The organism is Syntrophotalea acetylenivorans, assembly GCF_001887775.1.
Taxonomy (GTDB): Bacteria; Desulfobacterota; Desulfuromonadia; order Desulfuromonadales; family Syntrophotaleaceae; genus Syntrophotalea_A; species Syntrophotalea_A acetylenivorans.
This window is the reverse complement of record NZ_CP015519.1, coordinates 2,121,508-2,147,476: the sequence shown is the minus strand read 5'-3', so window position 1 is coordinate 2,147,476 and position 25,969 is coordinate 2,121,508. Positions and strand designations below refer to the sequence as shown.

At 56.0% G+C, this 25,969-nt stretch carries 24 protein-coding genes and 1 riboswitch; of the genes, 7 read left to right on the top strand and 17 right to left on the bottom strand.

Annotated elements, in window-relative coordinates:
- Positions 1 to 66: 66 nt before the first annotated feature.
- Positions 67 to 1,077 carry an isochorismatase family protein gene (locus tag A7E78_RS09835; RefSeq protein WP_072284054.1) on the top strand — a complete coding sequence of 337 codons (1,011 nt, stop codon included), beginning with the start codon at positions 67 to 69 and terminating at the stop codon, positions 1,075 to 1,077.
- 173 nt (positions 1,078 to 1,250) lie between these two features.
- On the opposite strand, the gene A7E78_RS09830 is transcribed toward A7E78_RS09835, so the two are convergent.
- Positions 1,251 to 1,496: a TIGR03905 family TSCPD domain-containing protein gene (locus A7E78_RS09830; protein ID WP_072284053.1), complete on the bottom strand. Its 246-nt coding sequence runs from the start codon at positions 1,494 to 1,496 to the stop codon at positions 1,251 to 1,253.
- 368 nt (positions 1,497 to 1,864) lie between these two features.
- Here A7E78_RS09830 and A7E78_RS09825 point away from each other — a divergent pair, with 368 nt between their 5' ends.
- On the top strand, positions 1,865 to 3,487 hold the full coding sequence (locus tag A7E78_RS09825; protein ID WP_072284052.1) for a peroxidase family protein: 1,623 nt from the start codon (positions 1,865 to 1,867) through the stop codon (positions 3,485 to 3,487).
- 11 nt (positions 3,488 to 3,498) lie between these two features.
- Here A7E78_RS09825 and A7E78_RS09820 read toward each other — a convergent pair whose 3' ends face one another.
- On the bottom strand, positions 3,499 to 4,980 hold the full coding sequence (locus A7E78_RS09820; protein WP_072284051.1) for a protein adenylyltransferase SelO: 1,482 nt from the start codon (positions 4,978 to 4,980) through the stop codon (positions 3,499 to 3,501).
- Positions 4,981 to 5,170: 190 nt separating this feature from the next.
- On the opposite strand from A7E78_RS09820, the gene A7E78_RS09815 reads away from it, so the two are divergent.
- The 4 genes from A7E78_RS09815 to A7E78_RS09800 all read left to right on the top strand — a co-directional run bounded on the left by A7E78_RS09815 (position 5,171) and on the right by A7E78_RS09800 (position 10,721).
- Complete coding sequence (locus A7E78_RS09815; RefSeq protein WP_072284050.1) at positions 5,171 to 6,598, top strand: YdgA family protein; 1,428 nt, start codon at positions 5,171 to 5,173, stop codon at positions 6,596 to 6,598.
- 270 nt (positions 6,599 to 6,868) lie between these two features.
- Complete coding sequence (locus tag A7E78_RS09810; RefSeq protein WP_072284049.1) at positions 6,869 to 7,906, top strand: multiheme c-type cytochrome; 1,038 nt, start codon at positions 6,869 to 6,871, stop codon at positions 7,904 to 7,906.
- 86 nt (positions 7,907 to 7,992) lie between these two features.
- The gene (locus tag A7E78_RS09805) at positions 7,993 to 9,948 is read left to right on the top strand and encodes a cytochrome b/b6 domain-containing protein (protein ID WP_072284048.1); all 1,956 of its coding nucleotides are present in this window, start codon (positions 7,993 to 7,995) and stop codon (positions 9,946 to 9,948) included.
- Between the two features lie 122 nt (positions 9,949 to 10,070).
- A complete protein-coding gene (locus A7E78_RS09800) occupies positions 10,071 to 10,721 on the top strand; it encodes a nucleoside deaminase (protein WP_072284047.1) in 651 nt (216 codons plus the stop codon).
- Positions 10,722 to 11,017: 296 nt separating this feature from the next.
- Here the strand turns inward: A7E78_RS09800 and A7E78_RS09795 are convergent, their stop codons facing one another.
- From A7E78_RS09795 to A7E78_RS09735, 13 genes are all read right to left on the bottom strand, one after another.
- Positions 11,018 to 11,419, bottom strand: coding sequence for a pyridoxamine 5'-phosphate oxidase family protein (locus A7E78_RS09795; RefSeq protein ID WP_072284046.1), 402 nt, complete (start codon positions 11,417 to 11,419; stop codon positions 11,018 to 11,020).
- Positions 11,420 to 11,559: 140 nt separating this feature from the next.
- The gene (locus A7E78_RS09790; RefSeq protein ID WP_072284045.1) at positions 11,560 to 12,315 is read right to left on the bottom strand and encodes an RT0821/Lpp0805 family surface protein; all 756 of its coding nucleotides are present in this window, start codon (positions 12,313 to 12,315) and stop codon (positions 11,560 to 11,562) included.
- A 94-nt stretch (positions 12,316 to 12,409) separates the two neighbouring features.
- A complete protein-coding gene (locus A7E78_RS09785) occupies positions 12,410 to 12,811 on the bottom strand; it encodes a YkgJ family cysteine cluster protein (protein ID WP_072284044.1) in 402 nt (133 codons plus the stop codon).
- A 287-nt stretch (positions 12,812 to 13,098) separates the two neighbouring features.
- Positions 13,099 to 13,692, bottom strand: coding sequence for a hypothetical protein (locus A7E78_RS09780; protein WP_072284043.1), 594 nt, complete (start codon positions 13,690 to 13,692; stop codon positions 13,099 to 13,101).
- Positions 13,664 to 14,479, bottom strand: a complete 816-nt coding sequence (locus tag A7E78_RS09775) for a ParA family protein (RefSeq protein WP_072284042.1) — start codon at positions 14,477 to 14,479, stop codon at positions 13,664 to 13,666. The genes A7E78_RS09780 and A7E78_RS09775 overlap by 29 nt, the downstream gene beginning before the upstream one ends.
- A gap of 15 nt (positions 14,480 to 14,494) precedes the next feature.
- Positions 14,495 to 15,376: a hypothetical protein gene (locus tag A7E78_RS09770; RefSeq protein ID WP_072284041.1), complete on the bottom strand. Its 882-nt coding sequence runs from the start codon at positions 15,374 to 15,376 to the stop codon at positions 14,495 to 14,497.
- 102 nt (positions 15,377 to 15,478) lie between these two features.
- Positions 15,479 to 16,060, bottom strand: coding sequence for a hypothetical protein (locus A7E78_RS09765; protein WP_072284040.1), 582 nt, complete (start codon positions 16,058 to 16,060; stop codon positions 15,479 to 15,481).
- Between the two features lie 18 nt (positions 16,061 to 16,078).
- A complete protein-coding gene (locus A7E78_RS09760) occupies positions 16,079 to 16,594 on the bottom strand; it encodes a 4-vinyl reductase (RefSeq protein ID WP_072284039.1) in 516 nt (171 codons plus the stop codon).
- 12 nt (positions 16,595 to 16,606) lie between these two features.
- Entirely contained in the window at positions 16,607 to 17,383 is a 777-nt protein-coding gene (locus tag A7E78_RS09755) for a DUF4388 domain-containing protein (RefSeq protein WP_072284038.1), read from the bottom strand.
- Between the two features lie 161 nt (positions 17,384 to 17,544).
- Positions 17,545 to 18,651: an FIST signal transduction protein gene (locus tag A7E78_RS09750; RefSeq protein WP_072284037.1), complete on the bottom strand. Its 1,107-nt coding sequence runs from the start codon at positions 18,649 to 18,651 to the stop codon at positions 17,545 to 17,547.
- A 30-nt stretch (positions 18,652 to 18,681) separates the two neighbouring features.
- Positions 18,682 to 18,873, bottom strand: coding sequence for a hypothetical protein (locus tag A7E78_RS15400; RefSeq protein WP_072284036.1), 192 nt, complete (start codon positions 18,871 to 18,873; stop codon positions 18,682 to 18,684).
- Between the two features lie 215 nt (positions 18,874 to 19,088).
- A riboswitch (cyclic di-GMP riboswitch) is annotated at positions 19,089 to 19,167 on the bottom strand.
- 343 nt (positions 19,168 to 19,510) lie between these two features.
- Positions 19,511 to 21,196, bottom strand: a complete 1,686-nt coding sequence (gene ettA / locus A7E78_RS09740) for an energy-dependent translational throttle protein EttA (RefSeq protein ID WP_072284035.1) — start codon at positions 21,194 to 21,196, stop codon at positions 19,511 to 19,513.
- Between the two features lie 560 nt (positions 21,197 to 21,756).
- Positions 21,757 to 22,734, bottom strand: coding sequence for a DUF814 domain-containing protein (locus A7E78_RS09735; protein ID WP_072284034.1), 978 nt, complete (start codon positions 22,732 to 22,734; stop codon positions 21,757 to 21,759).
- A gap of 248 nt (positions 22,735 to 22,982) precedes the next feature.
- Between A7E78_RS09735 and moaA the strand changes: the two genes are divergently transcribed.
- On the top strand, positions 22,983 to 23,963 hold the full coding sequence (moaA, locus tag A7E78_RS09730) for a GTP 3',8-cyclase MoaA (RefSeq protein WP_072284033.1): 981 nt from the start codon (positions 22,983 to 22,985) through the stop codon (positions 23,961 to 23,963).
- A gap of 85 nt (positions 23,964 to 24,048) precedes the next feature.
- Here the strand turns inward: moaA and A7E78_RS09725 are convergent, their stop codons facing one another.
- A complete protein-coding gene (locus A7E78_RS09725; protein WP_072284032.1) occupies positions 24,049 to 24,351 on the bottom strand; it encodes a c(7)-type cytochrome triheme domain-containing protein in 303 nt (100 codons plus the stop codon).
- 327 nt (positions 24,352 to 24,678) lie between these two features.
- A complete protein-coding gene (locus A7E78_RS09720; RefSeq protein ID WP_072284031.1) occupies positions 24,679 to 25,953 on the bottom strand; it encodes a (Fe-S)-binding protein in 1,275 nt (424 codons plus the stop codon).
- Between the last annotated feature and the right edge of the window lie 16 nt (positions 25,954 to 25,969).

Genomic DNA, 25,969 nt, shown 5'->3' with positions numbered 1-25,969 from the left:
TTCGGAAGCAGTTTATCCTGAATGCCGCGCTTTTCAGACCACCAGTCTCATCCAGCCGGAGAGGTCATGAGTGAATTTATCGAACTATTCGAGGCGTTGGATAAAGATCGGAACGGCAAACTCACCCGGGAGAACCTGTTCCACGCAGCGATAGAACTCGGTTGGCAGGGGCCTCAGGCCCACCTTTATGCCCTGCTGGACTACCTGACCATCCGCTCCGCCCTGGATCAGGAATCGTTCGTCGCCTGTCTGGAAGAGGTGAATAGCGACCCGCAAGGCGTGTACGGCCAGGTCCTGCGACGGGGACCACTGGGGGCGAAGCAGTTATACGGTGGCGGCCAGTCCCGCAATGAGGTTGAGTTGCCGCCAGATGAAGAGGTGCTTTGGGCCGGTACCGGCCTGGCAGGGACGGCCGGTTTGCTGCAGGAAATCGTCAGCAGCGAGCGGGCCGGCGATTATGACGAGGCCCTGCAACGTTCGGCCGTGGGGGGGTATTGTGTCTGCTCCTCTGAAACGGCCCTGCTGCTCATCGATCCCCAACGTTCCTTCACCGCTGGGGACTGGCTGTGGCGGCTCGGTCCCATCGGCGATATGGAAGCGATGCCGATCCGGCTGGCTTTCGACAATTGCGCCCGCCTCCTGGACGCCGTTTACGGCCGGGTCGAGACCATGTTCAGCCGCTGTCCCTTCGGCCCGGAAAGTTACCCCTGGGACGAGGCGCTGGTGCCCATCCTCGATAACGACCAACCCTATTTCCTCAAACCGAGCAACAATCTCTTCATGCCCGAAAGCAACGGCTACGGCGAATGGCTCGAAGCCCTGCCCGAGAACGGCATCCGCACCCTGGTCATGGGCGGCTGCACCCTCAACAGCTGCCTGCGCGTCTCTGCCGTGGCCACCCGCAACAAAATCCCCTCCGAAAAACTGCAAGTGGTGGTGGACCTTTCCCTTTGTGGAGCAAGGACCACTAACTACCTGAACGCCGAGCAGTTCGGCGGCATCTCGCCGGTGGAGGCCGCCATGCGGGAGATGGCCGAAAGTGGAGTTGTGGTTTCCGAACAGGTCACCTGGCGTTAAATTACACCCCCCAGGTCAAAACAAGAGAACCTTACCTCACGCAAAGGCGCCAAGAAGGGCCTTGACCAGCAGGGCGCCTTTTTAAAGTTCTCTGTATCTTAAAACACAAAAAAACCGTCCTTGCAGGGACGGTTTTTTTGCTACAGCGGTTGGGTTGCCGTACGACAGGTCGATCAGGCAACTTTTTGCTGTAGGGCCTGGGCCAGTTGGTCGGGACAACTGGTCCCCTTGCCGCCGCAATCGATGCCGCCTAGTAACTCGATGACTTCGGCTATCGGGCGATTTTTAACCAGGGCACTGACTCCCTGGGCATTGCCGGAACAACCGCCGGAAAAGTATACCCTGGTCACGATGTCACCTTCGATGTTTATATCGATCAGGCGGGCACAGGTGTTCTTGGTCTGGTATTGAATATTCATGGCTCCCTCCGAAAACGAGCTGAAAGTTAATGATGGAGAGAAATTACCACATCGGAATACATATTACAATATGAATGTTTGAATATAGTGCCTGCGGGGACCTGGGCAGGTTGCTGGGATGTTGGCTAAGTACTGGCATTTGAATAGCGCTAACCCGAGAGGGACTGCTCCGCGCAGCGATGGGCGGCGTGGTCCTTTTCACCCCGAATTACAGAACTCGTTAGAATCTGGTCTGAATTTAATATTAAAGCTGGTTGCTGTGAGGGCCTGGGGTGATAAAGATGAAGTAGTATAGGAGTAGTATGGATGAATCAGGAGGTTGCGAAACCCTTAATTCCTAAAACGAATGCCCAGGGTGAGGAGGCATCATGAGAAGAGAAATCGGAATCCTGCTGGTACTGGGAATCCCACTGATACTGGCTGCCCTGATGTTTTCCAATCGGGCAGCAACCGGAACCGTCGATTATGAGGTCAGGACCATCGACGGCAGCGATAATAATCTGCAAAATCGGGAGTATGGCAGTGCCGGCGTACCCCTGCTGCGAATGGCCGATGAAGACTATGGGGATTGGGGGGAAATTCCCGCAGGGGAAGATCGCAGCAGTCCCCGACTGATCAGTAATATACTGGCGGCACAGGGAGAAGAGAGCATTCTTAACCGTGCCGGGGTCAGCGATTTTTTCTGGCTGTGGGGACAATTTATCGATCATGATCTCGATCTCACGCCGGAGGCCTATCCCCTGGAGTCCTTTTATATCCCGGTGCCTGTCGGAGACCCGTATTTCGACCCCTATTCGGAAGGGGAGAAGTACATCGTCATGAATCGCGCTATGCATGACGGAGGCGCCACGAAACGTTCTCCACGACAGCAACTCAACCTGATAACCGCTTATATCGACGCTTCCAACGTCTATGGCTCGGATCAGGAACGGGCGGACGCCTTGCGCACCTTCGAGGGGGGGAAGCTGGCGACCTCTGGCGGCGGGCAGTTCCTTCCCTTCAATACCGACGGCCTCGACAATGCCGGTGGTCCGGACCCGAAACTCTTTCTGGCCGGCGATGTAAGGGCCAATGAGCAGATCGCTCTGACCGCTGTGCATACCCTGTTTGTCCGTGAGCATAACCGGCTTTGTGATGAAATCGCCGTCGCTTGGCCCACCCAGACCGATGAGCAGATTTACCAGCGGGCCCGCAAAATCGTCGGCGCCCAATTGCAGATCATTACCTACCGGGAGTTCTTGCCTCTGCTGCTCGGCCCGGGGGCGCTGCCGCCCTACCGGGGCTACGATCCGGACGTGAATCCAGGTATCGCCAACGAGTTTTCGACGGTGGCGTATCGTTTCGGCCACAGCATGCTGTCACCGACCCTGCTGCGGGTTAACCGCGCGGATCAGGAACTGATCGATACCTCCCTCAAGGACGCGTTCTTCAACCCCACCCTTGTTCATCAGGGCGGCGGGATCTCAGCTATCCTGCACGGTTTGGCCACCCAGGTGGCACAGGAAGTAGACACCAAGGTGGTCGACGGCATCCGCAATTTTCTGTTCGGCGAACCGGGAGAGGGGGGCTTCGACCTGGCTTCTCTCAACATGCAGCGCGGCAGGGATCATGGAATAGCTGACTACAACAACCTGCGCAAGGCGTACCGTCTGAAGCAGGCACGAGAGTTCTCCGATATCACCATCGCCCCCCAGGTGCAGGAGTTGTTACAGAGCACCTACGGCGATACCAGGGATATGGACCCCTGGATTGTCGGCCTGGCAGAGGACCACATGCCGGGAGCCATGGTGGGGGAAACCTTTAGAACGATCATTCTGGAGCAATTTATCCGCCTGCGCGACGGGGACCGCTTCTGGTATCGAAACGATCCCTTTTTTACCTCCGATCCCGATTTACTTGACGAATTGGAACAAACCCGGCTGGCGGACATTGTTCGCCGCAACACAAAATTGGGAGAAGAATTGCAGGACAACGTCTTCATTGCTCAGTAGCAAATTTGGCGTCAGGTGCCGCAAAAAGTCTTGTAGACACAGGCCGAGGCGGGCGGCGGCTGGCGATAGGCATCGTGTTCGGGCCGGTCCTCGTAGGGGCTGGCCAGCACCTCCAATAACCGCCTCAGCACCGAGTAGTCCCCTTCTTCGGCGGCGGTCAGGGCCTCTTCGACCCGATGGTTGCGGGGGATGACCGCCGGGTTGTGGGCCAGCATCAGACTGCGGGATTCTTGGATATTCTCCCCTTGCCGTCCCAGCCGCGCTTGCCAGCGTTGGTGCCATCGTTGGAACTCCTCATCCTGAAAGATTGTCTCACCGGGAAAAGTCTCCAGGGCCAGGTCGCGCAGGGTGTTGGTGTAGTCCGCATTACATCTTTCCATACAGGACAACAGATCGGTCAGCAGTTCCGAATCATCCTCTTCTTTATTGAACAATCCCAGCTTGGCCCGCATACCCGTCAGCCAGTGGCGCCGGAAGATTTGCGGGTAGGCGCTGATGGCTTCGTTGGCCAGCTCGAGGGCTTTATCTTCTTCGTCGTGCAGCAACGGCAGCAGGGTTTCGGCGAAGCGGCCCAGGTTCCACTGGGCGATGGCCGGCTGCCGGCCGTAGGCGTAGCGGCCGCCATGGTCGATGGAGCTGAACACGGTGGCGGGATCGTAGCTGTCCATGAAGGCGCAGGGTCCGTAATCGATGCTCTCGCCGCACAGGGCTACGTTATCGGTGTTCATGACTCCGTGGATAAAACCGACCTGCAGCCAGCGGGCGACCAGCGCGGCCTGCCGGTCGAGGACGGCGAACAGGAAGGCCAGGAACGGCTGCTCGGTTTTCAGCAGCTCGGGGAAGTGGCGGCCCATGGTGTACTCGGCCAGGGTGCGGACGGCTTCCCAGTTATGTCGGGAAGCGAGATATTCAAAGGTGCCGACCCGGATGTGGCTGGCCGCCACCCGGGTGAGAATGGCGCCTTGCAGCGGGGTTTGGCGATAGACCGGCTGGCCGGTGGTTACTACAGCGAGGCTGCGAGTGGTGGGGATGCCGAGGCCGTACATCGCTTCACTGATGAGGTATTCGCGCAGCATGGGGCCAAGGGCGGCGCGGCCGTCGCCGTTGCGGGAAAAGGGCGTCCGCCCCGAGCCTTTGAGCTGAATGTCGAAGCGCGAGCCGTCAGGGGTGAGCTGCTCTCCCAGCAGGTGCGCTCGGCCGTCGCCAAGCATGGCGAAATGGCCGAATTGGTGGCCGGCGTAGGCCTGGGCCAGCGGTTCGGCACCTGTCGGCAGACGGTTGCCGGAAAAGAGGGCGCTGCCCTCCTGTCCGGCCAGGGTCTCGGCGTCCAGACCCAGGCTTTCGGCCAGGGGCCGGTTGAAAAGCGCCAGCTTGGGCGCCTCTACCGGGGTCGGATTGAGGCGGACGTAGAGGTCTTTCGGTAAGCGGGCGTAGCTGTTGTCGAAATTCCAGCCCGCAGCTGTGGTCGATTGTTCGTAAGTGTCTCTTTTCATAAGCCTCCGGCATAGAGAGTGCAAACAGTAGTTACTTATTCAAGTCTAAAGCAAGGGGGCGATGCCGGGCAAGGGGGCGCCGGAAGCTGAAAGAATTGATCTGCCCATGTCGTCTATAAAATGGTAACATTGGAAACCTGTCATTTTCTGCGGTCAGGCTATCGGCTTCTAGATTATCCCAGGAGGAACCATGAAAAAATTTGTCATTATTCTTGTGATTGTCCTGCTCGGCATCGCCGGTTGGGCCGGCGCCACCTATCTGGTCGGTGGTCAGGTCGAGAAACACTATCGGGAGCACCTCGCCCGATTCGAAAAGTGGGGGCCGGTTCAAATGACCAGTGAAAGCTACCAACGAGGTTTTTTGTCGTCCAAAGGGCGGACCCTCATAGAGTTCAGCGTGCCGGGATCCGCCGGGGACGAGGGAGAGATCGAGACAAAAACACTGCAACTGACTTTAGAGCACCGTATCTGCAACGGTCCGCTGCCGGTTGGTGGCGGAAGCTTCAGCCTGGCGCCGAAGTTGGCCCACATCGAAACACGGCTGGTGGCGGCGACTGCCGGGGAAGAGGATCTGCTGTCCAAACTGCCCTGGCTTGGTGCAATAACGGATGTGGCCACTATCAGCCTGAGTGGCCGGGGCCGCGACCGGTTGCTGGTTCCGGGGCTTGAAAAGACCCTCGAGGAAGAACAGCTCACCATCCACTGGGGCGGTTTGCAGAGCGACACGGAGTTCTCCATGGATCTAACGGAACTGGCCGGAAACTTGGAGATCGCCTCCCTGAAGATGAAGGATGATGAAGGCAGCCTGCAGTGGGACGGAGCGCAGGTCGACTTCGACCTGTACGAGGCCTTTCCCATGGTCTACCTGGGCAATTATAAATCGAGCTTCGGGCCGCTGGAGGTCGATTTTGACGCGGCGGGCAAGGGACGGAAAAAGGTGCGGGTTGAAGGTGTTGCCATCGACTCTCAGGCATCGCAAAACGGTTCGACCGTCGAATACTTGCAGACTCTTAAGGTTGCCAAGGTCGAGGTTGACGATGCCGGCTATGGTCCCGGCGAGCTGGAACTGGCCATGCGCGGTCTCGACGGTGAGGTTCTCAGCCAGTATCAGCGGGATGCGCTGGGGGTCTATGAGCAGGAATCCTTCGATCCGGAGTCCATGGGTCTTTATATGATGCAGGTTTATATGCGCCTGTTGAGCGGCATGATCAAAGGCTCGCCGGAGATCGAGCTGCGCAAAGTACATATTGCCACTCCCGAGGGAGATTTCTCCGGGAAGCTGCGCTTAAAGTTTCACGGCAATGAAGATCTGGAGCCGGGAAACATGCCCGCCCTAGTGCAACAATTGGAAGGCCAGGCGCAAGTGACGGCGGACGAAAAGCTGGTTAGAACCCTTCTGACCAGCATGATTTCTCAGCAGATAAAAAATGCCTATCGGCAGCAGGGATTTTCTCTGCCGACCGATGAAGAAATCGCGGCCCGGGCCGGTCAACGGGTCGAACAACAGCTCGAAGGCCTGATCGGTCAGCAATTTATCGAACGCAGTGAGGGCAAGTTTCACGGCAAGGCGGTATTTGAACGAGGCGAGCTGAAGGTCAATGGAAACCGATTGATGTAAAAGCGTCTTAAAGAATTGCATATTTTTTAAGGGGCGCCGACCAACGGTCCATAACGAAAAATAGCCGGCTGTACTCCCTTAAGCCGGGCAAAAAATCAGACCACAGGACAGCAGAAGGGAATTTTACCATAGGAATTTAAAGGGTTTTATGCCGGCCCCTGAAAAAGGTGTTAACTGGAGCGTGATTTCAAAGGTGGGCACTTGAATTAGCGCACCCTGCTGTTAGTGTTGAAATGTCGGGAAAATTCGCCTTCAGCCGGGGAGGATACCATGAAACAGATCCTTTTGATTCTGCTGGTGCTGGGATTGGCCGTTCCTGCCATGGCCACCGATTACGTCGGTTCGGACAAGTGCTTCACCTGCCATGCGGAACAGTACAATCAATGGCAGGCCAGCGGTCATCCGTGGAAGATTCGTAGCTCTGAAAAGGCGCGTTTTTCCAAATTGCCGCTGCCTCCAGGCTACAGTTGGGACGACATCAGTTACGTGATCGGTGGTGCGACCAAGAAGGTTCGGTACATCGACAAGCAGGGCTACATCATCACCAGCGCCAAGGACGGCTCCGAAGCCAAAACCCAGTACAACCTGGAAGACGGCAGCTGGTCCTTCTATCACAAAGGGGAAAAGAAGCCGTACAAGTGCGGGCCCTGCCACATGACGAACTACAGTCCGGAAGGTCACCAGTACGGTATGAAGGGGATGATCGGCACTTGGGCGGAAGACGGTATCGGCTGCGAAGAGTGTCACGGCCCCGGCGGCGATCATCTTAAGCGCCCCTCCAAGGCGACCATCAAGGTCGATCTCAGCGCCGAATCCTGCGGCAAGTGCCACCAGCGCGGCGGCATGGGACCTGAGCCTCCGGCCAAGGGCGGTTTTGTGCGCCATCACGAACAGATCAACGAGCTGAAGGCGGGAGTTCATAAGAACCTGGCCTGCATCGATTGCCACAATCCCCATGAAAGGGCGATCCTGGCCAAAGACAATTGCGCCAAGTGTCATCCCGGCATCGCCAAGAGCCACGCCAAAGAGCGTCACGGCCGGCAGGGAACGCGCTGCATCGATTGCCATATGCCCAAGGCGAGCAAGTCGGCTATCTCTGTGACCAGTTATACCGGCGATGTGCGGACCCATCTCTTTAAGATCGATCCGGCCGCCGATGCCGAAATGTTCAAGGAGATCGAAGAAAAAGGCAAGAAATCGAGCGTTGCCAAGGGCTTCGTGACCGTCGAATATGCCTGTCTTTCCTGTCACGCCAGCCGCGATAAAGCTTGGGCGGCCGAGAAGGCAAAAAAGTTCCATCGTAAATAACCGACCGGGTCGGCAGAGAGAAGAGGGGGCAGAAGATTCTGCCCCTTTTTTCCAGCCACCGGTTGACGATCAAGCTGGAGAAAATCATGAGATGGCTTAGGCGCCACTTTACAATCGGGTTACTGGTCGCGATGGTGCTGTTTGCGGTGTTGTCGACCGGTGCCCTTGACCGGGTCCGGGCCGAGCCGATCTCCAGTGAGACCTGCAGGGGTTGCCATCCCAAGGCGGCCGAGGGCAAAGTGGCCTCGGTGCATGCCGGTTTCGATTGCCTGGCCTGTCATCAGGACCGGGGCACTCTGCCTCATCGGCCAGAGCCGGGTTTCCGGGCCGGCGACCAGGGCTGCCGCAGTTGTCACAGTGGGGCAGCCAAAAAATACCAGTTTCACGGCCGCGCTCGGGCAGACGGTGTCAATAAGGATATTCCCGATTGTGCCGCCTGTCATGGCACTCATGGAATCCTGGCACCCGAAAACAAGGAGTCGGCGGTCCATCCGGCCAATCTGCCGCGAACCTGCAGCGGTTGCCATGAAAACCTGGACATCACCCGCAAATACGAGATCCTTCTCGACCGTCCGGTCCAGGTGTACGAGTCCAGCATTCACGGCCAGGCGACCCGGGGAGGAACCTTTGTCGCCGCCTCCTGCGGCGACTGTCATTCTTCCGAAGGCTCGGCCCATCGCATACTGGCGCCGAGTTTCGCCGATTCAACGGTTAACCACTTCAATATTCCAAACACCTGCGGTCAGTGCCACAAGGGTATCGAGCAGGATTATCGCGAAGGGATTCACGGTCGACTGGTAGCCAACGGTCAGACCGATTCCCCGGTCTGTACCGACTGTCACGGCGAACACGGCATCCTCTCCCCCGACGATCCCCGCTCCCCGGTGTCGCCGCGGCGGGTGGCGGAGGTAACTTGCGCCCGTTGCCACGACTCGGAGGTGCTCAACGAGAAGTACGGCCTGCCGAATGGGCGACTTGTTTCCTTCGTCGACTCCTACCATGGCCTCAAGAGCAAGGCCGGAGATACCCGGGTCGCCAATTGCGCATCCTGTCATGGGGCCCACCGGGTCCTGCCAAGCAGCGACCCGGCCTCTACCGTCAGTCCCGGAAATCTGCGCCAGACCTGCGGCGAGTGCCATCCAGGCATCAGCGAGGCCATGGCCGGAACGCCTATTCACGGGGTCGGCGGAACCGGGCTGCACACCCCGGCGGCGGAGATCGTAACCCTCATCTACCAGATCGCCATTGTCGTGATCATCGGTCTCATGGTCGTGCATTGGCTGCTCGATCTTGGCCGGCAGTTCAAAGAAGTCATCGACCGGCGACCGCAGATTCAGCGCATGACTCCCAATGAAGTCTGGCAGCATATGCTGCTGACCATAGCCTTTATCGTTCTGGTCCTGTCAGGTTTTGCCTTACGTTACGATCAAGGCATTATCGCTCGCTGGTTTTTCGGTTGGGAAGGGGGCTTTGCGGTCCGTCGTCTGGCTCACAGGATTGCCGCGGTGCTGTTCTGCGTCAGCGTGGTATGGCATGCGGGCTATCTGTTCACTCATCGGGGCCGCCGATTCCTCCGGGACATGTGGCCGCGGTGGACAGACTTTCTCTCATTCGGCCGGCAGATCCTCTACTACCTGGGCCGGGGTGAGAAACCGCTCTGCAGCGGACGCTTCAACTACGTGGAGAAGGCCGAATACTGGGCTCTGGTGTGGGGTTCGGCGGTCATGGTCCTGAGCGGTTGGATGCTCTGGTTTGACAATTGGCTCTCGACCTTTATCCCCAAGGGCGTGTTGGACGTGGCTTTGGTCATTCATTTCTGGGAGGCCTGGCTGGCGACTTTGGCCATTCTGATTTGGCACCTCTATTCGGTGATCTTCAGCCCCGAGGTTTATCCCATGAATCCGAGCTGGCTCACCGGTCACATGCCGGAAGACATGTACAGAAAGAGCCACCCGGGGCACCTGGAACAAGCCCGCAAGGAGACCGATGAATACCTGCGCCATGAGTCTGAACTGATCCATGGGGAAGAGGATGAGCCCTGATTCGGAATAGCGCCTGAAACCATCCCGAATTTACAACATTGTTGACCGGCAAATGGAAGCCGATATATACCTTTCTGCATTGCGCGCCTTGATAATTCCATCCACCTGTCAGGAGACGAACCATGCAGAAAGTTCTTTTAGTCAGTTTTCTCTTCAGCGCTCTGCTGCTAGCCGGCGGAGGTTTGGCCGACGAGCCGCCGCTGCAGCAGAGCATCGCCGAGCTTGAGGCGCGCATCGTCGCCTATGTGCCCGATAAGCGTTTTCGGGACGACGTCTTTGGCTTGGTGGTGGTCAAGGATGCCATTGTCAGTCTCAAGGCCGGTTCGGGCGGGATTGGTGCCTGCCTGGTGGACGGCAAGACCGGCGAAGTCGTGGAGCGGGGGCGCAATCGGCAGTACAGCCCCTACTTTCGCAGTGACATGCATGCCGAAATGGATCTGCTCAACCGCTACGAGGATCGGTTGCAAAAGAAGGGTGGCGGAAAATCCAATAACGATCCGCGCCGATGCGGCGACCTGATTCTGTTCACGTCCACCGAACCTTGTCCCATGTGCCTGACTCGGATCATCAACTCCGGGATTCAGCGCATGTACTGGATTAACTCCGATGCGGACGGCGGCATGGCTCAGCGTCTGGACCAGATGCCTCCCTTCTGGCAGCGATTCGCTGCCGGACGCGACTTTCGCCAGGCCGAATGCTCACCGAAGTTGCGGCGTATCGCCGAGGACCTGTTTCGCCACTCGGTACGCTCATTTGTCGGGGAAAAGGAGTGATGTGCAGGGTAGCTGGCTGCGCGATCAGGATAAAAAAAGGGCGCGCCATTCAGGAGGGAATAGGCGCGCCAAAAGATGGAGGTTTGGAACTGTGAAACACGAACTGTTTTTTTATATTCCGTGTATCTGGTGCTAATCTACTCTTTTGCGCTTTATAGCACCACGTGCCACAGCGTATAAAATGCAGGGCGAGACCTCCTCTGGTGACTGTGCATTTACACAGAATCCTGCCCCTCTCTTATAAAAAGCCGGTTGTCCCTTCCGACAACCGGCTTTTTACTGGTTCTGTTGCTGATTCAGCCCATGGAAACCTCGGGGGAGTCTCCGCCGAGAACCTTAAGCATACGATTGACTCTGAAGGTAACCAGAAACTTCTGTTCTTTTACGGGATCGCCTTCAGGAACTGGGCAACGGCGCGAATATTGGGCAATCAGCTCCGGGTCGGTGTCTTCCTTGAGTTTTTCCAGAAACAATCTCACCCCCTGGTAGCGTCCGCCGGCCTCGAGAAACAAAAATGCAGCGTGCGGATTGGTCTGTAGGTTGTGATGGCTGAGTCGGTCGAGCATGATAAAGCTGATCGAACCGTCGTCCTGAACCTGGGGTCGGGCATAAATAGCCGCGTCGACCTTGCCCTGACCGTCGGCAGTGGCGAGAATACCGGTGCCTTCGGTATTGTCGAAATAGTCTTTGAGGTTCATGCTCCTCCCTTTCGCTGGTTGCAGTAGGTCATTTCATCTGCCGGAACGCTCCGGCAGGGCTGCAGGCCGCCGGCCGACGGCCTCTTAATTCAATGTACTCTCATAATGAATGTTGTGCAACCCTGGGGGGATCAAGTACTTCATCGACGGTATATCCGTTGCTCGCTGCGGTTGCGATTCCGATCAAAACGCCTTTCGCTACGGCCGTCACGACGATCAATGTTTCGCTCAAGCCGTCCTCTATCACGATAGATGTGCCGGTCGCGGTATATGGTCTTGGGTCGGTTCCAGGAGCGTCTAATGTGCTCTCGGCGGTACCAACGGTGGTGAGGCAATGGTTTGTAGTGACGATATTTGTGTGGATGCCGATAATAGGGGTGATGCCACCGAGAGACATCGGAGTAATAGTTTCCGACATGCAACCGCCCGCCGTGAAACAACCAGCTGAAGCTGAAGTAGATGCGATAGGGGTTGTAATAGGCGTGGGGGTAGACGTAGTAGCGCTCAGCGGGCTGGACCACGTAAACGGGGCGGTTGACCACCTTGGTTACTTGGGGAGCTGGCTCGTCGTTGACGATCTGCCAGGTGCCGTCCGGCTGGCGGCAGGCGGTGCCGTAGCCCTGCTGTTGTTCGCCGCCGACGGTGATAGTGGTGATGAATTCCCGGCAGGGTTGGCCCTGGGCGTTGGTGAAGGTTCGCACCGGTACCACGGCGCCGGCATGTTCGGTGTCGGGGTTCAGCCAGTCGGCGGCTTGATCGGTGGGATTGTTTTCCAGGGCGTACTGAAAGGTGTCGCTCATTGCCCGCTGTTCCATCTCGGCCAACTGCGCCTTGGCGGTTCCGACCCATAGCAGGCAGGCAACTGGCAGCAGGCATGCCAAAACAATGTGTCTCATGATCGCCTCCTTGTTCCGGACGGCGCTCGTCGCCATCTTATTATTTTAGACGGTGCGGGAAGAACAAGGTTTACCTGCAGAAGAGAGCTTGTTGCTATCGAACGGCCTGTTGCTGGTAGGCGCAGTAGCCGGGTCGAGGACCGACCTGTGGGTGGTTGCGGCAGGTAGCTGGACGCCGTGCGTAGATAGTGCAGCGGCGACTGATCTGGTCCAGAAAGATGCAGTCGTCATTAGCCCTTCGGGCGAGGGTGAAGATTTCGTGCTTGAAGTTGAAATGATCGATCAGGCCTTCTTTTTTCAGGCGCTTGGCAAGCTGCTTTGCCGGTTCTTCGGCTTCAAAAGCATCGATGAGTTCCATGCGCACCAGATCTTCAACGCGTACTTCCACAGGCAGGCTGCAGCAGACCGCGCGGCAGTCGTTGCATAGCCCTTTACGGTACTTGATCCAGGTCGCAGGGCTGTCGACGTGGCAATGGTGCCGGATTTGTTTCTTCATCAAGCTGACTGGGGATGTGTACGGCTGACTACCGGGGGAGGGAACAGCTCGCTAGGGTTAATGCGTTCCGGCCGCAGCCGGGCAGGATGACCAACTGGGGCGGCACATTAATCTAATGAGGAGGAAAATGCAAGGGGAAAACGGCTGTTTGCAGGACGCTGAACGCAGTCGCCCAGCGCGGGCATGCTAGAGTCACAGTCTCACGGGTGACTCCTTTAAGTCGCAATTCTGAGGAAAAAGACTCCCGCGGCAAGCGGCCCGCCGCGGGAGAAGAAAGCCAATATTGCTCAGTCGATGCCGGGCAAGCTTTCGATAATCTGGCTTGTGATCGCCTGTTTATGGCTATAGTAGGCCGGTTCCGGAGCAAGGAGGCCGACGATATAAAACTCACCCTCCTCCTTGGGAGCGATGAACCCGACAAGTCGCCGACGGTCAAAATCAAAGTCTACCCAGGTCAGGTTGCCCGAATCGGGATCCATTCGTTCCAGTAGTTCGACAGCGCAGACCAGTTCGGCTCCGGTACATTCGATTCCACGGCCGGGGATGCGTCCTCGACTGGCGATGATAAAACCTTGGGAGTCGACAACAAAAGCGGCTTCCGATCGGGTTACCTCCATGCACCAGGAGATGCAATCCTCCCAGGTGTTGAAATGGGGCGGCAACTCTAATTTGCCTTCCGGTTCCGCCCCGGCAGCCTGCGGGGTCGGGTTACTTTTAGGCTGCGTTTCAATGGCGAGGGAGGAGAGGGATAGACGCACGAAAGACGATCCGGCTTCCGGCAGAATCGGTGCCTGGGTTTGTCCAGGCGTAACAGGGGTTAACCTGGTCAGGATCTGTTGCGCTTGTTCAAGGTCATACAAGGGCACGCTCTGGTCTCTCATCGGTTTCTCCTGAAACACCACCCAGGTTGTGAATGATGCTCTTGATTTCGGTGGCCAGACTCTCGAACCGGATCGCTTCAGCGGGGTATTTACCCGCTAGAAAGGCGATGGGCAACCCTTTTTCACTGGCCAGAGTGAAGGTTTCGGATCGCGGCATGTAGGTTTCCAGTACCCCCTCCAAAGAAGCCCAGACGGTATTCATAATGGTAAAAGAGACGTCGTTTTTCAGTTGAACCATGTTGGCCAGGATGCCCAGCAATTCCAGATCGGGATTCTCGTTTTCCTTGACGTGTTGTAACACCCGCAGGGTCTGGGAGATGGTTCGTAAAGCCAACGGTTCAGCCTGTAACGGTAGGACGGCATAGGTAGTGACAGAAAGGGCCATCCTGGTGATCTGGCCCAGGCCTGAGGGTGTGTCGATGATGATGTAACGGAATCGGTCTTCCACGGCGGCTAGAATTTTCTGCAACGTGCCGGAAGAGTGGAGAAGCTGTTCATAAAGTCCAACGTCCAGAGGGTCCAGCGATCCTCGTGGCAGAATCGACAGGTGCTGCAGTTTGGTTGGAATGACCACCTCGTCAATTGAGGTAAGGTCCATGAGGTATTCTGTAAGGCCTTGCCATTCTGTATCGCTGCGGGCGAGGGAAAAACCGACGCCACCCAGAGGGTCCAAGTCGATCAGGAGTGTCGGTTCCTGTCCTTCCGCCAGGGCGACGGCCAGATTCAAAGCGACGGTTGTCTTACCGGCTCCCCCCTTGGAACTTACGATAGAAATGATGTTTGCCATGGTGTTCTCCCCAGTTTACCGCTTTTCCGTGAATGTTTGGACCGTTGGGATCATCCCGGCGATCTTGGCTTTTACCACCCCCAGCCTACCCTCTTCGTTAAAAGCCACTGCCAGGAAATGCTTTCGTTCGGAGTCGGTTGCCTGAACCAGCAGCGATTGACCGGCACCTTCCATGAAGGCCACCTGGGTCGGCCCCATGCCGAGAGTACTGGCCGTTTTCAGCGAGATCGAAATCCAGTCGGCGACGGTGGTAAAGACCGAATCCTCTTGCTCCTCTGCGTGTTCGGCCTCATGAAAAGCCAGCAGTTTCCCGGAGATGTTGGCGATAAAGGAATACATGTAGCCCGACAACAGGGCGAGGTTTTCCAGGATCTCGCCGTTGCAATCCCTGGAAACCCCTTCCGTAACCGATGAGGTGGTTGGGGCGATGGCAGCGGCCGATTCCTTCTCGTCGCTGCCGAGAGCGTCCCCCAGAGAAAAGGTCAAGCCGCCATCTGCGGCAATCGCTGCCTTGCTGGTTTGGGCAACCAGCAAGGGGTTTTCCAGAATCGAAGCAAGAGCGCTGCGTATATGTGCCAACAGGCATTCGCGGAAGATGTCAGGGGTGATTAGCCCCGCTGCCTCCAGAACCGGACCGAGTTTTTTCGATTTGCCCGGCGCGTTCTGTTGGTTCACGATTTCTCTGAGCCTGTCTTTAGGGACCCGGGCGATTTGCTCCAGAAAAAAAGGTAAGTCTTCCGTTTGATTATCGCTGACCGCCCAGGCGATGCGTCCGTTACACAGGACGACCATGCCGCACTGTTCTTCGGCAACCATGGCGCGCAGGATGCCGCTCCATTGTATTTCAACCGCCGAAGTCAGGGCATCTGCAACAGGTTGTTTATCCAGTGAGTCCATTTCGTGGCTTATCGACTGCGGGTTTAGTTATCGGTACCGTTTTGGTTCTCTCTCCGAAGTCAGGTCGGGTGTAGAGTTACGGATCGTTTTCCGGTTGTGACGTTATTTTTTAACCACCACGAATTCGCCATAAGAATCACCGACTTCAATGCCTTTGGTTTGGCGGCATAGATACGTATCCATGCCGTCAGGGTACGGCTCAGCATAGGCCAGATCGAAGAAGGCCTGGCTCAGGCCCCGGAGCATGAAGCCTCGCAAACCCTTGCCGCCACTGTCCGCCTCATAGTAATCAAAGGCGCGAATGGTCATCTTTTCTGCTTCTTTGAGTTGAACTATTCCTGATTTTGCCCAGCCCCAGGCGGTGAAGGCGGCATAAGCGCCACGCAGGATATCTTTTTCATCCTCAGTTACCATCGGCATGACAACATCACTGAAAATTTCCGAAGTGATGATGCCGCAACCGGTATGGTAGCCGCACTCATAGGCGGCCCGGACCAACCCGGCTTCCACTTCGTCTTTTCGTTCGGGAGGTGCCGCTTCCATCATTCGTTCTGAAAAGGTATTCAGAAGCGAAACCGGCAGCAGGTTCACCAAAACCTCATATTCGGGGATCAACCCGTTTTCGTCGCTCTGGACGTGGACTTTAGCCAAGGCCTTTACGACGGTATCACGCATTACGGTCATGAAAAATGTCCTCCCTTATTACAAAGCCGTTACAATGAATTTGCTTTCTTGTTCGCCGGTTACAATGCTTGCCGTTTCGTCGATGGCGTAACTTTTGGGCGGCTTGTTGAAGGCTGCAGAAAAAATGGCGGAAATAAAGCCGCGGGTGAGATGGTTAACCGGCTTGCTGTGCGGACCCCATTTCATAGTCCAGCCTTCATCGATATGGCTGCTGGTGAGCCGGACTTCTCCCCCCTTTTCGTCCCCGGTGATGTGCATTTTGCCCAGACCGAAGGTGGAAAAATAGTCCTCGCCAGCGCGGTAACGCTCCTCGGCGGAGGATAGGGAATTCTCCTGGAAATAATCGTTGAGAATATTTCGCATGTTCTCTTCAACCACCTCGCAGAGAATTTGCGGCCCGCCCAGGTCTTCGAGGTCCTCAACAAGCTTGGTGATCAGCGCCAGGTAGTGGTGCGAGTGCATTACCACTTCGTGGCCGTTCAAGGCGCGGCGATTGGTTTCATTGTTCATGGTAAATTCAGTTTTCAACGCCATTGCAAAGACCTCCTAGAATGATTGGCCGAGTTCGACGAAGAGCTTTTTCGTTTTATGGCGGATTACTCCCAGTTTAGACGCATCTGGCGTGATAATGGCTGCCACGGCGTCGCCAACCGGGCGACACATAATGACTGCCCGTCCATACTCGATGAACATGTCCTGGAAATTGTTGACGTTCAATTCGCCCCCCATTTCTTCGATGCCGTTTATAGAATGGGCGAGAGAGGCTCCAAGTTCTTCGATGTTTACCCTGGAGCTGCTGCCTGCTGATTCAATAACAAAACCGTCTCGGCCGACAACGACCACGGCATCTACGCCGGGAACTTCCAATAAGCTGTTCATGACTTCACTTGAATCCCGTTCTGTCGGTTCCATTGAAAAACCCCTTTCTTCAACTTCGCTATTTTGGCTCATGGCCTTTTCATTTGCCTGATGGTCAAGCAGTGTGGCCGCCTCTAGAATTGCATGCTGCACGTTAAGGCCGATGGTTTTGTCGATACACCCGATGTCGGGCAAAAAATGGAAGGTGCCCTGTTCCCAACTCAGCAGATCGGCAAACCCTTCAATACCTGTCAGCGTGCCCGACTGAGCCGAAACCAGTTCTTCACCAACAAAATAGATTCTGCCCTCTTTGTTGTCGGGATGGCGGTCTAGCTCGATCAATCCTTTTTTGGAACTCAAGGAAAGAAATTGCAAAAGGTTGGTAATGTTGGTTAACGACAGGTTGCCCTTCAGACCACTGTCGATTTCCTCGGGAATAAAGCTTTGTATGGATTGTTGGGACATGACAAAACCTTCACATAAGGCAAGCGGCAATCAACAAACAATCGCTTTTTGCCGTTTTTAGCCGGAGATGACTGAAAACCAAGGCCCATGCATTGGGGTCATCGCGCTGGCGTGCTTCTGTTGAACCGGTTTTCCGGTTCCTTTCCTTGGTTGGTGATGTCCTATTTGAACACCAACATGGTGGCAGTCTGGTTGATATGACCAAGATACTGTTCGCCATAGGTGCTGAAGCCGATGGTCGGGACCGCTCCGAACAGATTGCCGTATTCTTTGGTTAAATTCTTGTCGGTCAGCTCCAGAGTTCTCAGAATGCAGTTGAAGTTGACGATGCCGGAAACCCCGCCCAATTCTTCCGCGGCCTGTTGGATAGCCAGCCGGGTGTCTTTAATCATGTCGGTGGACTCCAGCAGGGAGAGTTCCATCCCCTCCATGACGCTGCAATAGAATAGAATGCTGGAACCCTTGATCTGTTGCGGGCTGCGAACATAGGGTTCGTCATCAATGACCAGGCCAATGGGATTTTGGATGAAGTGCTCGGGAGCTTTTTCAATCGAGGTGCCGATGGCGGCGGCATAACTGGCGGCTGCGGGTTGACCGTTGAACTCAAGGACCTCCCTGTTGAGTTCATCGGCTTTGGTAACCTCGAGAGGTTTGCCAAGATCGCGAAAACTTTGGGTTTTGATGAACGTGAAATCGACTCCTGGCTTGAGTAATGCGAGGATCGCGGCATTCTGGTAGTTTTTGCCGTTGGCATAGACATGGGTCGCTGCAAATTGCAGGTCGTCCCCTGCCGAGCCCCCGATGAAGGTGACATTGGTCAGATCGCCGACGCTTTCGATAAAACCTTCTTCGGCTCCGGAAAGGCCATCGATGAGGATAATGCCTACATGTTCAGAAGGATCAATCTCGGTCATCGGGGTTTTGAAGTGATTCTCAAAGGCACCGAAGGCGCTGGTCAGAGCTTGCTCGTCCTGAAGGTTTTCTACGATCTGGATATCCAGATCCTTAATGGCTTCCGCTGAGAAAGCCATGGCCACGATGGAGTTGTTCAACATCTGGCCACTGACAATTTCTCCGGCCGTGGAACAGCCGAAAACTTCACTTGTCGGAAAGGCGTTCTGCATGAGTCCGCAAATAGTATCAGGGGAATATTTGGTCGAGGCGAAAAACAGAACCAGTTTCGGGTCAAGGGCGGCCAACTCGTCAGCGAGTTCTTTCACACTGGCTTCTGCGGAATCCTTGTTCGAAAGAGCGGTTTTGATGTGCATGGTGGTCTCCTTGATAATTGTTTGAACAAGTTATTGAAACAAATGCATCATGCGTTCGAGTTTTTGGATGATCACGGGATCGTCAGGGGATTCCAGGGTATATTTTTTCGGATTGACGCCTTTGAGCATCAGTTTGGTTTTTATGACTCTCTCGAGCATGGGGTTATCTTTGGCCCTCTGGTTCAGAATCTGATCGATCATCTGCCGAATTTTTCCTGCCATGCCAAACCTCCCTTGTAAAGATTCCGTTCCCGCCGCCCGGCGGGAACAATTAGTGTTATGGTCAAACGTTCCGCCAGGTGCCGAACGGCTGGCAGACACAACATTTATCAATGCCAGTAAAGATGGCTTGCGGCCACTTAATGACGTTAAAGACGCTAAAAGTTAAAAGCCCATCTTCAATCCGAAGATGGGCCATTTAGTGAGCCTGACATTTCTTCGGCAACCTGGCAGTCCTTTGATGAAGGATCCATGGTTTTGCGTCCCCGCATTACTACGGGTTTGCTCTTTTCGGAAAAGTATTTAATTAGTTAAAAACTAAAAAGCAATCTAATTAAATGTAGAACCTAGTTATATTCCAATTAAAAAAAACATGTCAAGCAAAAAAGAAAAATAATCAAAAAAACTTCATTTAATATAATTCTGATGTGCTTGTGTAGTAATGTTCGTGGAAAAACAAATGCTTAGAGCTGTGGGATGGCTTTTTCAGGCAGGTGGTTTATGCAAAGAAGGGCGTAGTGGGGGAGGGAGAAGATTAAGAGAAAAGAAAAATAGTGTTTTGGTAGGTGAGGCAGTGGTGAATGCTTCCTCTTGCAGAGGCAATGACCTCTGCAAGAGGAAGCAAGTCGGAGGTCGGGTCCTAGTCGCGAGTCAGGTGCCGGTACTTGATGCGGTGGGGTTGGTCGGCGGCGGCACCGAGGCGCTTTTTACGGTCTTCTTCGTACTCGGACCAATTGCCCTCGAACCAGACAGTCTGGCTGTCTCCTTCAAAGGCCAGAATATGGGTGGCGATGCGGTCGAGAAACCAGCGATCATGGCTGATGATTACTGCGCAGCCAGCGTAGTTTTCCAGGGCCTCTTCGAGGGCGCGCATGGTGTTGACATCGAGATCGTTGGTCGGTTCGTCAAGAAGGAGCACATTCGATTCACTGCGCAGCATTTTGGCCAGATGCACCCGATTACGCTCGCCACCGGAGAGGACGCCAACCTTTTTCTGCTGCTGATCGCCGCCGAAGTTGAAGCGGGACACGTAGGCGCGGCTGTTCATGGTGCGGTTGCCGAGTTCGATCATCTCCTGGCCGTCGCTGATCTCTTCAAAGATCGTTTTCTCCGGGTCAAGGGCTTCGCGACTCTGGTCGACGTAGGCCAGCTTGACCGTATCGCCTACGCGAATAGTGCCGCCGTCAGGTTGCTCCTGATCGGTGATCATGCGGAACAGGGTGGTCTTGCCAGCGCCGTTGGGGCCAATGATGCCGACGATGCCCCCGGGGGGCAGGCGGAAGGTCATGTTTTCGACCAACAGCCGGTCACCGTAGCCTTTGGCAACGCCGTCGGCTTCAATAACGATGTCGCCGAGGCGGGGGCCCGGTGGGATAAACAGCTCCAACTCCCGTTCTTTCTCCGCACCCTGTTGTTTAAGTAGTTCCTCGTAGGAGTTGATGCGCGCCTGCCCCTTGGCATGACGGCCTTTGGGGGACATGCGAATCCACTCCAGCTCCCGCTGCAGGGTTTTTTGGCGGGCGCTCTCCTGTTTTTCCTCTTGTTGCAGGCGATTTTGTTTTTGTTCCAGCCAGGAGGAGTAGTTGCCTTTCCAGGGGATGCCCTGGCCGCGATCGAGCTCCAGAATCCAGCCGGCTACATTGTCGAGGAAGTAACGATCATGGGTGACGGCGATGACGGTGCCGGCGTAGCGCTGCAGGTGCTGTTCGAGCCAGGCGACGGTTTCGGCGTCGAGGTGGTTGGTCGGTTCGTCAAGGAGCAGGATGTCGGGCTTTTGCAGCAACAGGCGGCACAGGGCCACGCGGCGCTTTTCACCGCCGGACAGAACATCGACCACCGTATCGCCGGGAGGGCAGCGCAGGGCGTCCATGGCCTGCTCGAGACGGCTGTCCAGGTCCCAGGCGTCAAGATGGTCGAGTTGTTCCTGGACCTCTGCCTGGCGGGCGATGAGATCGTTCATCTCGTCGTCGGACATCGGTTCGGCGAATTTCATGTTGATGTCGTTGAATTCGTTGACCAGGTCGACCACCGACTGGACCCCTTCCTCGACGATCTGGCGCACGGTTTTTCCAGCTTCGAGCTGCGGTTCCTGCTCGAGAAAACCGACGGTATGGCCGGGGGAGAGGATGGTTTCGCCCTGAAAATCCTGATCGACTCCGGCCAGGATGCGCAAAAGGGAACTCTTACCCGAGCCGTTAAGGCCGAGCACGCCGATCTTGGCGCCATAGAAATAGGACAGGGAAATGTCCTTGAGAATAGGTTTTTTGTTGTGGTGTTTGCTGACGCGGATCATCGAGTAGATGATTTTGCGGCCTTCGTCGCTCATGCTAAGCGTCTCCTGTATTTTGGGTTTGGGCGGTTCTTTCAAGCCCACAGATTAGTGTTTACGTTTTGTCGGATTATGTAATAGTTTGGTGCGGTTCGTGTCAAGTTTCTGCTGATGAGTCATTAACAATTCGACCGGTTCCGCCCGGTCGGGCGGATTACTTTTCTTTGTATCGACGAAAGAAAAGTAATCAAAAGAAAGCGACCCCACCGTTTGTCCGCCTGCGGCGGATTCCCTTACTTCGGGATTTTAATCCGGGAAAGACGAGATTCGCTGCGCTCAGACGTCTTTCTGGTCCGGATTAAAATCCCTCTGTTCGGCGGCACTCACAGGGGTTTAAAACCGTAAGGCGTAAAGCGTAAGGCGTAAAGCGTAATACGTAAAATCTGGTGCCCCTCCCACCCCCTGTGACGCAGCGCAGGGTACCCGCAGGGCAAGGAGCCGGGGCGCCTTTTTCTGCCTACTCTTTTTTGGCGCGAAAAAAGAGTAGGGCGTCGGGCGGGGCCGCAACCCCGCGGTGTTGAGTGTTTAATAGTCTCTAAAGAACAATACGGCTGGGGTCAGGGCACAAGATACTCTTCGATTTCCTCCCGCCCCATGGGCGCTACCTCCACCTGCCAGCGCTCATCACCCCGGGTGCAGAGCACTTTGACCTGCGTCTCTTTTTGTCCCTTGCCATAGGCCGCCACAATAGCCGCAGCTACTGGAATATCTTGCTCAGCAGCCTGGCCGCTAACCAGGCCGGTGGGGCCGCTGAAGTTGGCGGCGCGCATCAGGGTGTGTCCGCTGGTAGCCAGTTCCTGAATTTTTTCGTTGGTCTGGAGGTTTCGGCCCAGGGTCAGTTTGGCCTTGGGCGACAAACGGTACTGGCGGCCGGCCTTGAGCAGTTCGACATCCCGCGGGGTACAGTCGGGCTGATGGGTGAGAAGGTCCCGCAGGCGGTTGGTGAAGGATTTCTCCGTGAGCAGACAGCCGCCGCCGGAACTCGGGTAGTCCTTGAGCCCCCACTCACGGGCCAGGGCTTCCTGCGGACGTCGGCTGCGCCCCTGGATATCGAGCAGTTGCTCGCGATCGACCAGGCCTTGCTCCTCGACGGGGGTGATGGGAAGAAGCTTAGCGCTCAAAGGGCGCAGAATCAGGTCGCCGCAACCGGCGTGCTTGGCTACGGCCTTGAGGGCGTTGGCGTTCTGACTCATGGGACGTTGGCCAAGGACCTCGCCGGAAAAGAGAAAGTCGAAGTCTCCTTGTTTTATCATTTCGCCGGCGATGCGGAACATCATGGCATGGCAGTCGATGCAGGGATTAAGATTGCGACCGTAGCCATAGCGGGGGGCTTTCAACATTTCCAGATGAATATCACTGATGTCCTTGACGATCAGTGGAATACCGATTTGACGCGCGGCTATCCGGGCTCGTTCAGCGCCGAAAAAGGGTGTGACATAGACGATTCCGGTGACATCGACTCCTTGCCGTTTGAGGGCCATAGCGGCCAACATGCTGTCGAGGCCGCCGGAAAGAAGTCCTAGGGCTTTACTCATTCGATGGTTCTCCAAGCTGACTGATGGTTGATATTGCTCGCCTGTTGCGAGATTCCGCACCCGGATTTCACTGATTGCTTTGAATCTTTTGTTGTGCGGAAAAGAGAAATTATCACGCCGGTACCTGTTGTTACAAGGCCCGAAGCAAAACTGTCGTTGCACAAGAAGGTTGCTCCCCGACCAGAAAAGGTGATATTCTGAGTTTTGATTTGTAAAACAACGTTATCCTGTAATCGCGAGGAGCCGCCGTGAAAGACACTTTCGGGCGCAAGATAGAGTATCTACGACTCTCTGTTACTGATCGATGTAATTTGCGTTGCCGCTATTGTATGCCGGCCGACGGAGTCGATGCCATCGGTCACGTGGATGTTCTCTCCTATGAGGAGTTGCTGCGGGTTGCCCATGCCGCTACCCGCTGCGGAGTAAAAAAGATTCGAGTGACCGGCGGCGAACCTCTGGTGCGTCGGGGTATCGTCGATTTTATCCGGGAGCTGGGGGCTTTGCCGACAAGGCCGGAAATCACCCTGACCACCAACGGGCTGTTGCTGGCGGAAATGGCTGCCGATCTGCGCCGAGCCGGACTCTCCCGGGTTAATGTCAGCCTGGACTCGTTGCGTGAGGACCGCTTTACCTATATTACCCGCCGTCCGGGACTGAACAAGGTGTTGGCTGGATTGTACGAGGCCGATGCGGCCGGCCTGACTCCCCTTAAGGTGAACATGGTGCCTCTTAAAGGGGTCAATGACGATGAAATCGGTGATTTTGCCCGCCTGGCGCTGGAAAATCCCTGGGAAATACGTTTTATCGAGTTCATGCCGGTCAGTGGCGGACTCGATTTTACCCCCGAGCATATGTTTCCGGCGACAGCGATCCTCGAAGAATTAGGCAAGGTTGCTAAGCTGATCCCCTTGCTGCGCCAGGGACCGAGTGGTCCGGCTCGCATGTTTCATTATCCCGACAGCCCGGGACGGATCGGTGTGATTCCGGCCATCTCCGATCACTTCTGCGGCGAGTGCAACCGCATGCGTCTTACGGCTGATGGTCGCGTACGTCCCTGTCTCTTTTCCACCGAAGAACTCGATATGCGCGATGCACTGCGTCATCAGGCCTCCGATGAGGAGCTGGAGGCGTTGTTGCGAACTGCCGCCTGTGCCAAGCCCAAGCGGCATCACATCGGCGAAGACAAATTTCGGCAGGGCAAACGCCGCATGCATGGCATCGGCGGTTAATGCTATCTCTAATCATCGTTTAAAAAACAAACGGGGCGCCAACTGGCGCCCCGTTCTCGTTTGTACGGGTTGCCGATTCTTTGGCTTATGGCTGGTCATGGCAGCGCTGGCAATTGCCCTGACTGGTAAAAGCCTGGCTGCCATTGTGGCAACTTCCGCAAAGTTTGCCATCGCCGATGGCTTTCATGGTGATGGGTGTTGCGCCCTGCTGCATCTGGGGAAAGACCTCCGGGTTGTGGCAATTCGAGCAGGGTTGCGAATGGTGTTCGCCGCTGAAAACGACGGCTCCCGCGCCGCCTCCGGAATAGGTAATGCTCTGGCTGCGGTAAACTGCCAGGGCGGTGCCTGTTGCAGCAAGCAGTAATAGCCCAATCAAAAAAAGTTTCATTGTATTGCCTCCTGTGATTGGAGAAGTGATCCACACCAGCCTTTAAAGTCGGCCGGTTCCGCCCGGCCGGGCGGCTTACTTTTCTTTGTACCGACGAAAGAAAAGTAAGCAAAAGAAAGCGGCCCCACCGTTGGCCCGCCTCTGGCGGGTCCCCTCACTTCGGAAATTTTAATCCGGGAAAGACGAGATTCGCTACGCTCAGACGTCTTTCTTCTCCGGATTAAAATCCCTGCGTTCGGCGGCACTCTCAGGGGTTGAAAACCGTAAATCGTGAGGCGTAAAACGTAAAACCTAAAGCCCCTCCCACGTCTTTGGGCGCCGCCGGTATTACGATTTCTCCTCCAGCGCCTCTCCAACCAACTCCAGCACATGACAGGCTCGCTGCGGCAAATCCGCCTGATCGAGGCTGTCCTGCAACTGCATGATGCAGCCGGGACAGGCTGTGGCTACCAGATCGGCGCCGCTTTCTTTGACCGCGTTGGCCTTTGCCGCACCGAGTTGACGACTGGTTTGGTAGTGATGGACGGAGAAGGTGCCGCCCAGGCCGCAGCAGGCGTTGGCCTTGTTCATCTTCACCAGTTCGATAGTCGGTAGAGCGGCCAATAATTTTTTGGGTGGTTCGTCGAGACCGCTGTTGCGCAGATGGCAGGGTGTATGCACTGTGACCTTCGGCTTTTGGGTTGCTTGCGGTAATTGCTGCAGAACTTCTTCCAGCCCCTGGCTGACGAGCAGGTCGTTGATATCGACGACCCGCTCCGCCAAGGCCTCGTAGTCGGGGCCGAGGTCCTTGAAGTGGTGGGTCAGACCGCTATGGCAGGAGGCGCAAAGAGTGACGATCTGGTCCGGCTGGTGTTCGCCAAAGGCCCGCAGGTTTCGGGCCGCCAGTTCGCTGGCGCTGGTGCCGTCCCCTGCGGAGAGGGCAGGTAGGCCGCAGCAGCCCTGGTCTTTGGGGATAATCACGTTAAAGCCGAGGGCGGCCAGGGCTTTTAAAGCTCCTTCGCCGATTTCCGGATACAGGTAGTTGACCATGCAGCCGGTGAACAAAGCGATTATTGGCTGGTCCGGCTGACCGGCAATGAACTCGGGATGGCGGCGGCGAAAGGGCCTTTTTGCCAATGCTGGCAGGCTGCGTTGGCGGTCGATAAAGGGGGCCGGAAAGCGCAGTCGCAAGCCGCTTTTCTGCGGTACCCGTCGAAACAGCAGGCGAGCGGCGCGGCGAGCGCTGCCTGCCAATAGATGCATCAGGCGTGGCCGGCGCAACAGGGATGTCAGGCTGCGCCCAAACAGGGATTGGCCGCGACGAGCGACGATTTCCCGACGGGCGGCCAGCACGATGTCATCCACCGGTACCTGCGTGGGACAGCGACGGACGCATTTGCCGCATTGCAGGCATTTGGAAAAGTTTTCGCTTAGCAGCGGATCAGGCTCTATCTCTTTGTTGAGCAGAGCATGGGCCAGAGTGACCTTGCCGCGGGCCACAACCGCCTCGCGGCCTTCTTCGCCAAAAACCGGGCAGTGGGCTCGGCAGACCCCGCATTTGACGCATTGATCCATCTGCTGGCGATAATCGGCGAGGGTTTTATGTCGGTCTAATCGTTTCATAGTATTTCGCAACGGC